This is a genomic window from Pseudomonas sp. R11-23-07 (genome assembly GCF_003852295.1).
Taxonomy (GTDB): domain Bacteria; phylum Pseudomonadota; class Gammaproteobacteria; order Pseudomonadales; family Pseudomonadaceae; genus Aquipseudomonas.
Genome location: NZ_CP027761.1, coordinates 2,965,957 through 2,978,097, shown reverse-complemented (window position 1 = coordinate 2,978,097; position 12,141 = coordinate 2,965,957). Strand labels below are relative to the sequence as shown.

12 protein-coding genes and 1 tRNA gene are annotated in these 12,141 nt (G+C 60.1%); 9 read left to right on the top strand and 4 right to left on the bottom strand.

The features are described from left to right. Positions 1–20 precede the first annotated feature (20 nt). Genes C4J84_RS13545 through C4J84_RS13525 form a run of 5 tightly spaced genes read left to right on the top strand, consistent with a single transcriptional unit; the run spans position 21 to position 4,436 of the window. Positions 21–581, top strand: coding sequence for a carboxymuconolactone decarboxylase family protein (locus tag C4J84_RS13545; RefSeq protein WP_124363028.1), 561 nt, complete (start codon positions 21–23; stop codon positions 579–581). Between the two features lie 40 nt (positions 582–621). Then, complete coding sequence (locus C4J84_RS13540) at positions 622–1,683, top strand: acyl-CoA dehydrogenase family protein (protein WP_124370846.1); 1,062 nt, start codon at positions 622–624, stop codon at positions 1,681–1,683. Beyond that, positions 1,680–2,483: an ABC transporter ATP-binding protein gene (locus tag C4J84_RS13535; RefSeq protein WP_124370845.1), complete on the top strand. Its 804-nt coding sequence runs from the start codon at positions 1,680–1,682 to the stop codon at positions 2,481–2,483. Before C4J84_RS13540 ends, C4J84_RS13535 begins: the two co-directional genes overlap by 4 nt. Next, complete coding sequence (locus C4J84_RS13530; protein ID WP_124435536.1) at positions 2,470–3,669, top strand: ABC transporter substrate-binding protein; 1,200 nt, start codon at positions 2,470–2,472, stop codon at positions 3,667–3,669. Before C4J84_RS13535 ends, C4J84_RS13530 begins: the two co-directional genes overlap by 14 nt. Continuing rightward, positions 3,666–4,436: an ABC transporter permease gene (locus C4J84_RS13525; RefSeq protein ID WP_124435535.1), complete on the top strand. Its 771-nt coding sequence runs from the start codon at positions 3,666–3,668 to the stop codon at positions 4,434–4,436. The genes C4J84_RS13530 and C4J84_RS13525 overlap by 4 nt, the downstream gene beginning before the upstream one ends. Positions 4,437–4,484: 48 nt before the next feature. Here the strand turns inward: C4J84_RS13525 and C4J84_RS26445 are convergent, their stop codons facing one another. Continuing rightward, positions 4,485–4,619 (bottom strand): hypothetical protein, encoded by a 135-nt coding sequence (locus C4J84_RS26445; RefSeq protein ID WP_256657411.1) that lies wholly within the window; start codon positions 4,617–4,619, stop codon positions 4,485–4,487. A gap of 173 nt (positions 4,620–4,792) precedes the next feature. On the opposite strand from C4J84_RS26445, the gene C4J84_RS13520 reads away from it, so the two are divergent. Then, entirely contained in the window at positions 4,793–4,987 is a 195-nt protein-coding gene (locus C4J84_RS13520; protein WP_124363023.1) for a hypothetical protein, read from the top strand. A 12-nt stretch (positions 4,988–4,999) separates the two neighbouring features. Here C4J84_RS13520 and C4J84_RS13515 read toward each other — a convergent pair whose 3' ends face one another. Continuing rightward, entirely contained in the window at positions 5,000–5,380 is a 381-nt protein-coding gene (locus tag C4J84_RS13515; protein WP_124363022.1) for a fe2+ zn2+ uptake regulation protein, read from the bottom strand. A 236-nt stretch (positions 5,381–5,616) separates the two neighbouring features. Between C4J84_RS13515 and C4J84_RS13510 the strand changes: the two genes are divergently transcribed. Both C4J84_RS13510 and C4J84_RS13505 read left to right on the top strand, forming a co-directional pair. Further along, complete coding sequence (locus tag C4J84_RS13510; RefSeq protein WP_124435534.1) at positions 5,617–7,896, top strand: acylase; 2,280 nt, start codon at positions 5,617–5,619, stop codon at positions 7,894–7,896. Between the two features lie 213 nt (positions 7,897–8,109). Beyond that, a tRNA-Cys gene (locus tag C4J84_RS13505) sits at positions 8,110–8,183 on the top strand. 281 nt (positions 8,184–8,464) lie between these two features. Here the strand turns inward: C4J84_RS13505 and C4J84_RS13500 are convergent. After that, positions 8,465–9,280 carry a hypothetical protein gene (locus C4J84_RS13500; protein ID WP_124435533.1) on the bottom strand — a complete coding sequence of 272 codons (816 nt, stop codon included), beginning with the start codon at positions 9,278–9,280 and terminating at the stop codon, positions 8,465–8,467. A gap of 729 nt (positions 9,281–10,009) precedes the next feature. Here C4J84_RS13500 and C4J84_RS13495 point away from each other — a divergent pair. Next, the gene (locus tag C4J84_RS13495) at positions 10,010–11,131 is read left to right on the top strand and encodes an SMP-30/gluconolactonase/LRE family protein (RefSeq protein ID WP_124435532.1); all 1,122 of its coding nucleotides are present in this window, start codon (positions 10,010–10,012) and stop codon (positions 11,129–11,131) included. A gap of 38 nt (positions 11,132–11,169) precedes the next feature. On the opposite strand, the gene C4J84_RS13490 is transcribed toward C4J84_RS13495, so the two are convergent. Continuing rightward, positions 11,170–12,108, bottom strand: coding sequence for a LysR family transcriptional regulator (locus tag C4J84_RS13490; RefSeq protein ID WP_124435531.1), 939 nt, complete (start codon positions 12,106–12,108; stop codon positions 11,170–11,172). Positions 12,109–12,141: the final 33 nt, after the last annotated feature.

Below are 12,141 nucleotides of genomic sequence, written 5' to 3'. Positions count from 1 at the left end.
ACCCATGAGGAGACCACTCCATGTCCCGCGTACCGCTGCTCACCCTTGAAACCGCGCCGCAAGCCGCCAGGCCCTTTCTGGAAAACGCGCTGAAAGGCTCAGGGTTCATACCCAATCTGCTCGCCGTGCTGGCCAATGCTCCGGCCGCGTTGGAAACCTACATCACCGTTTCCGGCCTGAATGCCAAGTCGGAACTGAGCCTGGCTGACCGCGAAGTGGTGCAACTGATCGCTGCCACCCAGCACGGTTGCGATTTTTGCGTGGCCGGGCACACCGCCGTCGCGCGTAACAAAGCCAAACTGCCCGAAGACGTGATTGACGCGCTGCGCCAGCGCGGTGAGTTGCCCAATGCGCGCTATGAGACACTCGCCGCGTTCACCCGCGAAGTGATCGCTACCCGTGGCGATGTCAGCGATGCAGGCTATGACGCGTTCCGCGCCGCCGGCTACAGCGACGGGCATGCGCTGGAAGTGATCCTGGGCGTCAGCCTGGCCACGCTGTGCAATTTCGCTAATGTGTTTGCGCGCACGCCGCTGAACCCGGAGCTGGCGCAATACCGTTGGGAAAAACCGGCAAGCTGAACCGGCGATGGTCCACCTGTAGGAACAAGGAGAAACGTACATGCTTGACCCAATCTTGAGCCGTTGGCTCGATGTTCAAGCGCAGGCCCTGGACGTGGGCAGTTGCGATCCACAGGAAGTGCTGCCACGGCTGGCAGAGGCCAATGTGTTGCGCGTTGGCGTGCCCAAAGCCCTGGGTGGCCTGGGCGGCGACGTGGCCGGGGCCGTGGAGGCCATCGCCAATATCGCCAGCCATTCCCTGGCGGCGGCGTTCGTCTGCTGGGGCCAACGCTCGTTTATCGAATACCTGCTGCAGAGCCCCAACGCGCCGCTGCGCGAGCAACTGCTGCCGGACTTGCTCAGCGGCAAGCTGGCCGGTGCCACCGGGCTGTCGAATGCGATGAAGTTCCTGTCCGGCATCGAGACGCTGCAGATCAGCGCCGAACCCAACGACCACGGCTGGACCCTCAACGGTCGCCTGCATTGGGTGACCAACCTGCGCAAGAGCGGCTTCGTCGCCGCTGCGGCCGTTGAACACGCGGCTGGCGGCGCGCCGTTTATCCTGGCGATTCCGGATTCAGTGGCCGGCTTGCAGCGCTCCCGCGACCTGGAGTTGCTCGGGCTGCAGTCGAGCAATACCGCTGCCCTCGGCCTGGAAGGCGTGGAGCTGAGCCGCGACTGGTTATTGCATGAGGACGCGCGCCAGTTCCTGCCCGCCGTGCGCCCGGCGTTCCTGGGTTTGCAATGCGGCCTGTCGATCGGGCTGGCGCGCCGCTCCCTGGCGGAGGTGGCTCATCATTTGGGCGCTTCGCGCACCGTATTGCGCGAAGAACTCGAAGCGCTGCGCGTGACCCTCGATCACCTGGTCAACGAACTCAAGAACGGTCTGCTGGCCGGACGATTCGCCGCTGAACCGGTGCCGTTGTTCAAGCTGCGCATTGCCCTGGCTGAAACCGCCGCCAGCGCTGTGCAGCTGGAATTGCAGGCCAGCGGCGGCAAGGCCTACCTCACCGCCCACGGCAGCGGCTTTGCCCGGCGCTGGCGTGAATCGGCGTTTGTGCCCATCGTCACGCCCAGCCTGGTGCAACTGCGCACCGAATTGCACCGCCAGGCCAACCTATGAACCCGGCGGTATTGACGGCGCAGGGCGTTTGCCTGGGGTATGCCAGTGGCCCGGTGTTGGAAGGCTTCGACCTGCAGTTGCAGCCCGGCGAAGTGGTGTCGATCCTCGGCCCCAGCGGCGTGGGCAAGTCCAGTCTGTTACGTGTGCTGGCCGGTTTGCAGGCGCCCCAGGGCGGCAGCGTACGCGTGCTGGGGGAGCCTTTGAATGGCCCGCATCCTCGGGTGGCGGTGGCGTTTCAGGACCCGAGCCTGCTGCCGTGGCTGAACCTGGAAAAGAACGTCGCCTTCGGCCTGGATTTCGCCCGGCAACCGCACTTGGACAATGAACAGCGCCGCCAGCGTGTGGAGCATGCGATCGCCGCTGTCGGCCTGGAACACGCCCGCCACCAATTTCCCGCGCAGCTGTCCGGCGGCATGGCCCAGCGCACCGCATTGGCCCGCTGCCTGGCCCGCCAGCCACAGGTGTTGCTGCTGGACGAGCCCTTCGGCGCCCTCGATGAAGTGACCCGCGCGGACATGCAGCACCTGTTGCTCAAGGTCAATCGCGAACAGGGCTCGGCGGCCGTGCTGATCACCCACGACATCGACGAAGCCTTGCTGCTGTCTGACCGCATCCTGCTGCTGGGCAACCGCCCTGCGCGCACGTTGGGCGAGTGGCAAATCGACTTGCCGCAACCGCGTGAGGACCAGGTCGAAGCCATTGGCGCGCTGCGCATCGACATTCTTAAAACCCTACGGCAGGCGAGCCGCCCTCAACCCAACCCCCTTGATCTGCTGGAGTTTAGCCATGTGTCTGGATGACCTGACCCACTCGCGTCGCGATTTTCTCAAACTCTCGGCGGTGCTCAGCGCCGCTGGTGCCTTGCCGTTGCTCAGCAGCCTGCAGGCGCGCGCCGCCAGTGAGCCCGACGCGCCGGTGCGCATCGGCTACCTGCCGATCACCGACGCCACGCCGCTGTTGGTCGCGCACAATAATGGGCTGTTCGAAGCCGAGGGCATCAAGGCTGAACGCCCGGTGTTGCTGCGCAGCTGGGCCCAGGTGATCGAAGCGTTCATCTCGGGCCAGGTCAACGTAATTCACCTGTTGTCGCCCATGACCGTGTGGGCGCGCTATGCCAGCAAGGTGCCGGCCAAAGTGGTTGCGTGGAACCACGTCGGCGGTTCGGGCCTGACCGTGGCGCCGGGGATCACTGACGTGAAGCAGCTGGGCGGCAAGTCGGTGGCGATTCCGTTCTGGTATTCGATTCATAACGTGGTGGTGCAGCAGTTGTTCCGCGATAACGGGCTGACGCCGGTGGCACGCGCGGCGGGCGGTGCGATTGGCGCCAATGAAGTCAACCTGATCGTGCTGCCGCCCTCGGACATGCCGCCGGCATTGGCCAGCAAGCGCATCGACGGTTACATCGTCGCCGAGCCGTTCAACGCCCTGGCCGAGAACCTCAAGGTCGGCCGGGTGCAGCGCTTTACCGGCGACATATGGCGCAACCATGCCTGCTGCGTGGTGTTCATGCACGAACATGACCTGACCAACCGTCCTGAATGGTCGCAGAAAGTGGTGAACGCCATCGTCAAGGCCCAGGTCTGGACCCGTGACCATCGCGAAGAAGCGGTGAAGCTGCTGTCCAAGGACGGCCCGAACCGCTACACGCCGCATGCCGAACCGGTGTTGAGCAAGGTGCTCGCGCCTGCCGCCGCCGATCGCGCCGGGTACCTGGCCGATGGCGCGATCCAGCACGCCAACTGGGACGAGCACCGCATCGACTTCCAACCTTACCCATTCCCCAGCTACACAGAAGAACTGGTGCGCCGCCTTAAAGACACCTTGATCGAAGGCGACAAGCGATTTCTCGCCGACCTCGACCCGGTGTTCGTTGCCAAGGACCTGGTGGACGACCGATTTGTGCGCAACGCCATCGAGGCCGTCGGCGGCATGCAGACCTTCGGCTTGCCCGACGGTTACGCGCGGCATGAGGAGATTGGCGTTTGAACAACGGAAAAACCGGCGCGTGGCCGGGCTGGTTGCTCGGGTTCGGCGGCCTGGCCGGATTGTTGGTGTTGTGGTGGCTGGGGGTAAAACTGTTTGGCGTGGCGGACGGCCTGTCGGCGCGCTTTTCCCTGGCGGCGACGTTCAGCAGCCTGTGGGAATTGCTCGGGCGCGGTGAGCTGTATGTGCACATCGCGGTGAGCCTCAAGCGCATCTTCGTCGGGCTGTTCCTGGCCTTGCTGGTGGGGGTGCCGCTGGGCTTATTGGTAGGCAGTTCGCGCAAGCTGGAGGCGGCGACCACGCCGGCCTTCCAGTTTTTGCGGATGATCTCGCCTTTGTCGTGGATGCCGATCGTGGTGATGCTGATGGGGGTGGGGGACCAACCGATCTATTTCCTGCTGGCGTTCGCCGCCGTGTGGCCGATCATGCTCAACACGGCGGCGGGCGTGCGCCAGCTCGACCCGCGCTGGCTGCAATTGAGCAAGAGCTTGAGCGCGACGCGCTGGGAAACGTTGCGACGAGTGGTCATTCCGGGCGTGGTGGGGCACGTGTTGACGGGCGTGCGCCTGGCCATCGGCATTCTGTGGATTGTGCTGGTGCCGTGCGAGATGCTTGGGGTCAGTGCGGGGCTTGGGTATTACATCCTCGATACCCGTGACCGGCTGGCGTATTCGGAACTGATGGCGATGGTGTTGCTGATCGGGCTGCTGGGGTTTGCGCTGGACGCGTTGGCGCGGTGGCTGCATCAGCGCTGGGTGCATGGCGGGTAGCGGTTTTTCCAGGGTGAGCGTCTCGCCGGCAGCGAGACGCTCGTTCATTCAGCGGTGCTCGTAGCCTGGGCCACCGCCGTAGCGATGGTCATGCCAGCCGCCGCCACCTCGTGGGAAAAAGAAGCAGCCGCTCAGGGTCAACATGATCAGCAAGGGAATCAGCAGGGTGATTCGACGCAGCATTGGGGCAATCCTCCAGGGGCTCACAAGGTCAATCGGGCGCGGAACGAGCCAAAGCTTTTCATCGCCTGTAACATGAGACCTTGCCGCCCAGCGTCCATCCCCGTTTTCGGGTATGTGCTTGGCATCTGCGGCGATACACACTGGATACATTCTTTAAGGTTCAGGAACTCGTCATGACCCAGAAACAACGCTTGAAATACTCGATTCTGATTGCCCTGGCCGTGCTGGCCTCGATGTTCGGCCTGTCCTACCTGCAGAACATTGGCGCTATCAGCGAGAAAACCTTCCAGTACCTGGCCATTGCGATTGCCGTGGTGGTGGTCGTGATCAACGGCATCATGCGTCGCAAGGTCAAGCCACACTTCTGATGCGCGCGTGGTTCAGGCGCGTCCCTCGAGCACTTTGGCGGCCTCTTCGTGGAGGCTGTAGCTCTTGTCGGCATTGAGGGTGATCACGCCCTCGCTGCACAGGCGCTTGAGCACCTCGCGCACACTGAGAAATGACAACGGGATGCCCAGCTCCAGCAAATGGCTGTGCACACCGCGCACGCCGAGGGTGCGCTGGTTGCCGGCAGCGGTGAGCAGGGCGTCGATGACCTTCAGCCGGATCAGGCTGGTGCGCAGACCGAAGCATTTGAGCAAATGGCGAATACGCTGGTTGCCCTGCTGTTCGGGCGTTTTGCCGAACCCTAGGGGGGTGTTGCCGACATTGGCCTCGGCGGTCGATGAATGTCCATCCGTGGGCACTTGCGGGTTGTACATGCAAAACTCCTTATCAGAGCCTGATCAGGAAAATGATGGTGCTCTTATTGAATAAGACGAACGAACGCGCAAAATCATGAAGTGCAGGATGTAGAAATTTTGTCGGTATCGGGTTTGTCACAGTGCGACCGCCTGGAATAAACCGCCCACGCCAGTAAATTATTTTCGGTTGGCTGCGTCCTTACGGTGGGGGAGTTGTCCCTACCGAGGGTGTTCAATTTGACTGTGGAGTCGGCGTGATTATTTTCAACGGGTTGTCCAGGGTATGCGTGGCAGGGCTGTTGCTGGGAATGAGCCTGGCAGCATCGGCGCGGGAGCCGGTGGCGCAGGCGTCCACAGAGATTCGGCGTACCACCTATGGCGTGCCGCATATCCGCGCCGATGATGAGCGCGGCCTGGGGTTCGGCATCGGCTACGCGTATGCCCAGGACAACCTGTGCCTGCTGGCCAATGAAGTGGTCACGGTGAATGGCCAGCGCGCGCGGTTCTTCGGCCCCGAGCAGGCAACCCTGGAGGAACGCAACAACCTGGCCAGCGATGTGTTCTTTACCTGGCTCAACACACCCGATGCGGTGGAGGCGTTCTGGAAGGCGCAAACGCCGCAGATCCGCCAGCGTATCGAAGGCTATGTGGCCGGCTACAACCGTTATCTGAAAGAGCAGGGCGCGCCGGCGCAGTGTCAGGCGGCGTGGGTGCGTCCGCTGGTCAAGGAAGACCTGATCAAGTTGACCCGTAGGCTGCTGGTAGAAGGCGGTGTCGGCCAATTCGCCGAAGCCTTGGTGGGCGCGACGCCACCCCAGGCCACCGCCGCCGTGCAGCCCGAGGCCAAGGCATTCGAAGTGGCCGCTGCCAATCAACAGCGCTTCACCCTCGACCGGGGCAGTAACGCCGTGGCGGTGGGCCGCGATCGCTCCTTCAATGGGCGTGGCATGTTACTGGCCAACCCGCATTTCCCCTGGGTGGGCGGCATGCGTTTTTACGAGATGCACCTGACGATCCCCGGCCAACTGGATGTGATGGGCGCAGCGCTGCCTGGGTTGCCGGTGGTGAACATCGGCTTCAACCAGCATGTGGCGTGGACCCATACGGTGGACACCTCCAAGCATTTCACCCTGTATCGCCTGACGCTCGACCCCAAGGACTCCACCCGCTACCTGCTCGATGGCAAGTCCGTGCCCCTGGATAAAACCACGCTGACGCTACAGGTCAAGCAGGCCGATGGCAGCGTCAAGGACGTCACCCATACGGTCTACAGCTCGCAGTTCGGCCCGGTGGTGCAGTGGCCCGGCAAGCTGGATTGGGACAACCATTACGCCTTCAGCCTGCGCGACGCCAACCTCGGCAACGACCGCGTGCTGCAACAGTGGTACGCCATGAACCGCGCCGGTAGCCTCGCGGAACTGCAAACTTCGGTGCACACCCTGCAAGGCATCCCCTGGGTCAACACCCTGGCCGCCGATGATCAGGGCCAGAGCCTGTACATGAACCTGTCGGTGGTGCCCAACGTCAGCGCGGCCAAACTGGCGCAATGCAGCGACCCGCGCGCCGGCCTGCAAATGATCATGCTCGACGGCAGCCGCAGCGCCTGCGCCTGGGACATTGACCCACGGGCCGCTCAGGCCGGGATCTTCGCCGCCGGCCAATTGCCGCAACTGCAACGCACGGACTATGTGCAGCATTCCAACGATTCCGCGTGGATGGCCAACCCCAAGGCGCCGCTTACCGGCTTCTCCCCGGTGATCAGCCAGGACAACATCGGCCTCGGCCCCCGCGCCCGATTCGCCCTGCAACGCCTGCAATCCCTGGAGAAACAACCCATCACCGTCAGCGCCCTGCAAAACATGGTCATGGACAACGAGGTGTACCTCGCCGGGCAAGTCATGCCCGACCTGCTGCAGTTCTGCGCCAAACACCTGGGCAACGATGCTGCCGCGCTCCAGCCGCTGTGCACCAGCCTGAAAACCTGGGACCAACGCGCCAACCTCGACAGCGGCCTGGGCCTGGTGCACTTCATCAACCTGGTGGAACACCTGCAGCAAATACCCGATGCCTGGCGCGTGGCCTTTGACCCGGCGCACCCGCTGACCACCCCGAGCGGCCTGGCCATTGACCGCGCACCCGTGGCCAAAGCCCTGCGCGAAGCCATGCTGGCCTCAAGCACCGCAGTCGGCAAACTCGGCCTGAGCCGTTGGGGTGACATCCAAGTCTCCGGCGAAACCCCGATCCACGGTGGCCCGCAAGAACTGGGCATCTACAACGCCATGCAAACCGTGCCCCGCGCCGACGGTAAACGCGAAGTCGTCAGCGGCACCAGCTATTTGCAAATCGTCACCTTCGATGACAAAGGCCCCCAGGCGGTAGGCGTACTGGCGTTCTCCGAGTCCAGCAATCCCGAATCAAACTATTCCAAGGACCAGACCCAGGCATTCTCCGAGAAAACCCTGCGCCCACTGCCATTCACCGACGCCCAAATCAAAGCCGACCCGCACTACCAGGAGCAACGCATCCAGGAGTAGGGCAGGCACGCAACCCCTTGATGCCAATGCGAAATATTTTTGAAATCAAGGGGTTGCAGGCAAAAGCAAATGAGTACATAATGGCGCCCATCGAACGCAATGAAGCATTAAAAACTTCAATGTATTCAATGAGTTAGAGTAGAGGCGCGCTTCACAGAGCCCACTCAAGTTTGTATGCGATGAGTGCCGGCAACACAGGCATTGATCGTTTGAGGCCGAGTAGCAAAATGGTTATGCAGCGGATTGCAAATCCGCCTACGCCGGTTCGATTCCGACCTCGGCCTCCACTCTTGGAAACCCCGTAGATTAACGTCTACGGGGTTTTTTATTGGGTGGAATTTGGTTATCTATCCGCTGAAAGGTAGTGCTGGGCAGGAGAAGGGCTAACGATTGCGACGGTCACCGTCACGAACTGAGGGGGCGGTGATCGAGAGGTGTGTGGCGAAGGATAGCTTTCGGCCAAAAGCGGCCATTAGCCAACATTCACGAAAGACGGCTTTCGACCCAGAGTGTGTAAAAACGCTCCGTCATTGATCCGTGCAGCGACACATTGGTTGCTTTGGACTGGTCAGACCGTCGAAAGAGCAATCGCTTTTTCTAAGACGGCTTGTAACATCTGCTCCGGTGATTGTTCCTTGTTGAAGAAGCTCGGGGACAATTTATCAGAGTCGTTTTCAGTCGATTGCCTGAGCAGGGCGAGCGGCCCCGATTGTCCTAACTGCTCTTGGTAAAGACTTTTTATACTGTCCCTAAAGCCATCAGGGTATGCCGCTTTCTCGACCCCTGGAAGATCATCGAAATAGTCCATGATGCCTTTGAAGATTTCACTGTTGTCACCGCCGTTCGTTATATTGGCGTACAACTTGGAAAAATATGTTTCATCCTGCTTACTAAGCTCCCCATAAGCGGCATATCGTTCTGCATCCGTATAGGTTCCTGAATCATCATAAACAATATTGCTTAGCCCGTTTCGGGCCATACCTTCAAATGGGTTTGGAAGTTTTTCTGGGGGGAACTTAGACAGCCCAACTGCGTAATCCAGTGACTGCTGACCTAACGCCAAACGGGCAGGGTCGTCTGTTTTGGGAAGTAGATCCTCATTATTAAGATTCCCACCAGCAATCCGCTGCCCGAAATTGTACATATCGCTCTGACCTTTTGCATATTGTCCTTTTAAATCCCTATTGGACATAAAGGCTTGTTTGTCATCAGCGTTACTTAATGCGTACAGTGCCCGTGCAGAATCGGAGATTGTGACGGTCTCGGTCGTCTTGAGGGCGGCATCCCCTGAAGGTAAATTTACAGGGTTGGACGGAGAAAGCTTCTCTTGTGTAGAAGCTTTTGCCTGTGTACTTGCTTGATACGATTTGATCGAAATATCCATGGTGATACTCCATGCGCTGAAGAGAGCTCGAGAGCTATCTTTAGCTAGGGTGCCTATACAAATGTCGGATTATTTGATTTCAAATTCGACAGTGTCGTTATAGGGAGGCGCCGATTGAATTGCTGTGATATTGGCGTTGCAAGTAGCGTTATCGGAACCAGCCTCTATAGCGGCAGGTAACCAGAATTCTTTAAGCCAAGGGTTGCTGTTTTTAACACACCGGATGAATAAAGATTTCACAACCTACAGGAACTAACACATATTCAGCCTGCAACCCTTCAATTTCAATAGCTTGCGCAGTGGTTCTGGTTGCTGCTACCCGCTATCACTATAGTCATAGTACAAAGGTTGAGTTACTAATTTTCGCCATTGCCCGTCGGCACACTATGCTCGGCTCGTTTCGGTAGAAAGATGACCACCTATCGACGCGCAGAGGTTACTGGCACGATTCAGCCAATGATTTCTATGTCTTCGGTCTCCCACCAACTGACGTGCCTAATACACTTTCCAATGTGTGAGAGTGAGAAGAGGCCAGTCGGGTAGGCCAGCGGTCGGTGACTGCGTCAGGCGTGTCCCTCCATCCGCAGCGAGGGCGGGATATATAACGCTTGCGCGTTAAGCTCAAGGTAAACCCGCCTACGGCAGCGCTCAAGCAACAACCACTTGTACGATGTCCTACCACAAGGTATTACTAAGTCTCCAACAAAAATAAAACGACGGAGACCACTCATGGACTCATCCCTGTCCGCCACGCCTGAAACCCTTACCCAAGCAAAGGGCAATACCCGCCGCAGCTTCCTGAAAAAATCCCTCGCTGTTTCCGCTACGCTCGCCACCGTCGGCGGCACTGCGCTGAGCCGATTCTCCGAAGCCGCGGAACCCTTGAGTCAGCGTTACCCTGATCCATTGGTTCACATCCTCGACGACAGTTTTCTCGAGCTACGCGTATTCAACGCCAGCGTTGAAAAACTCGCCACCGGTATGCGCTGGGCCGAAGGGCCGGTGTGGGTCGGTGATGGCCGCTATTTGTTGGTCAGCGACATCCCGAATAATCGCATCATGCGCTGGGACGAAATCAGCGACACGTTCACCGTGTACCGCGAACATTCGAACTTCTCCAACGGCATGTGCCGGGATCGCCAGGGGCGTCTGATCGTCTGCGAAGGCTCGACCACCACCAGCGAAGGCCGCCGCATTACGCGCACCGAATACAATGGCGCGATCACGGTGCTGGCCGACAGCTTCGACGGCAAGCGCTTCAATTCGCCCAACGACATTGTCTGCAAAAGTGACGGATCGATCTGGTTCACCGACCCGCCATTCCAGACCGGCAACAACTACGAAGGGCACAAAATCACCCCGACCCAGCCCCACGCCGTGTACCGCATTGATGGCGAGAGCCAAGCAGTCACGCGGGTGATCGACGACCTCAATGGTCCCAACGGCCTGTGCTTTTCTCCCGATGAAAAGACCCTGTACGTCGTCGAAGGTCGCGCCAAGCCCAATCGCCTGATCTGGGCGATTGCCGTGAAGGACGACGGCACGCTGGGCGAACGCCGCAAGCACATCGAGGGGCTGGACTATGCCGCAATCGACGGCATCAAATGCGACGAAGCCGGCAACCTGTGGTGCGGCTGGGGCGGCAATGGGGATCCCAAGGCTGACCTGGAAAAACTCGATGGCGTGCGCGTGTTCAATCCGCAGGGCAAGCCCATCGGGCACATTTCGCTGCCAGAGCGCTGCCCGAATGTGTGCTTTGGGGGGCGTGAAGGGAATCGGCTGTTCATGGCCAGTAGTCATTCGATCTACGCGCTGTTTGTGAATACGCTTGGGGCTACGTTTGTGTTGTGAAGACGACATCCCGCCGCGCATCCGAGGATGCGCGGCCTTCAGGCCCGTTCTGACGAGCGCGCAATTTTGTCATCGTTCGCCAGCAATCCCGGCATGTAGTCTTGAAGGAACGCCACCCAGGTTTTGATTTTGGCATCGACGAATTTTCGTGAAGGGTAGATCGCAAACAGGTTCAACTCTTCGAAACGATATTTCGGCAGCACCCGCACCAGGGTGCCTGCCTTGAGGCCGGCCACGGCGGACGCGATCGGCTGGATGCCAATGCCCATGCCAAGCGTGATGGCGACGGTCATGGCATCGGCGGTGTTGACGTGGAACGGCGACAGCGGCGTGGTCACGGTTTCCTCGCCTTCAGGCCCTTCGAAAATCCAGTGTTCAGCCGGCATGACCGTGTTGACGATTCTCAAGCAATCACGCTCACCCAGCGAACCCGGGGTGTCGGGCATTCCGCGTTTGTTCAGGTAGTCAGGCGAAGCGCACAGGATGCTGTAGGTGGTGCCCAGCCGCTGCGCAACGAAGCCCGAATCCGGCAGGTCCCGCGCCAGCACGATCGACATGTCGTAGCCTTCCTCCAGCAGATCCGGCAGCCGATTGTTCAGCGTCAAATCAAACAGTACCGAGGGATAGGTCTCTCGGTATTTTGCGATGGCGTCGATCACGTAGTGATTGCCGACGGCCGCCATGGCGTGGATTTTCAAGCGGCCCACGGGCGTGACCTGTGCGGTGCCGGCTTCCTCGTCGGCCTCCCGCAGCTCGTCCAGAATCTTCTCGCAGCGTTGCAGGTAACGTGTGCCGGCCTCGGTCAGCGCCAGGCGCCGGGTCGTGCGGTTGATCAGGCGGGTTTGCAGGCGGGCCTCGAGGTGGGTGACCGCTTTGGAAACGTGGTTCGTGGTGGTGTCCAGCAACTGGGCCGCCGCAGTAAAACTGCCGCTTTGGGCGACCGCCAGGAAACAGCGCATGGTCTGGAAAACATCCATCATTATCACCTCAAGGGAAAAAGGAACGGCCAG

What these genes read in the sequence shown, in the direction of transcription:
- C4J84_RS13495 (WP_124435532.1), top strand. Translation starts at nt 10,010, where the DNA reads ATGGACTCATCCCTGTCCGCCACGCCTGAAACCCTTACCCAAGCAAAG.
- C4J84_RS13515 (WP_124363022.1), bottom strand. Translation starts at nt 5,380, where the DNA reads ATGTACAACCCGCAAGTGCCCACGGATGGACATTCATCGACCGCCGAG.
- C4J84_RS13540 (WP_124370846.1), top strand. Translation starts at nt 622, where the DNA reads ATGCTTGACCCAATCTTGAGCCGTTGGCTCGATGTTCAAGCGCAGGCC.
- C4J84_RS13530 (WP_124435536.1), top strand. Translation starts at nt 2,470, where the DNA reads ATGTGTCTGGATGACCTGACCCACTCGCGTCGCGATTTTCTCAAACTC.
- C4J84_RS13500 (WP_124435533.1), bottom strand. Translation starts at nt 9,280, where the DNA reads ATGGATATTTCGATCAAATCGTATCAAGCAAGTACACAGGCAAAAGCT.
- C4J84_RS13490 (WP_124435531.1), bottom strand. Translation starts at nt 12,108, where the DNA reads ATGGATGTTTTCCAGACCATGCGCTGTTTCCTGGCGGTCGCCCAAAGC.
- C4J84_RS13535 (WP_124370845.1), top strand. Translation starts at nt 1,680, where the DNA reads ATGAACCCGGCGGTATTGACGGCGCAGGGCGTTTGCCTGGGGTATGCC.
- C4J84_RS13545 (WP_124363028.1), top strand. Translation starts at nt 21, where the DNA reads ATGTCCCGCGTACCGCTGCTCACCCTTGAAACCGCGCCGCAAGCCGCC.
- C4J84_RS13520 (WP_124363023.1), top strand. Translation starts at nt 4,793, where the DNA reads ATGACCCAGAAACAACGCTTGAAATACTCGATTCTGATTGCCCTGGCC.
- C4J84_RS26445 (WP_256657411.1), bottom strand. Translation starts at nt 4,619, where the DNA reads ATGCTGCGTCGAATCACCCTGCTGATTCCCTTGCTGATCATGTTGACC.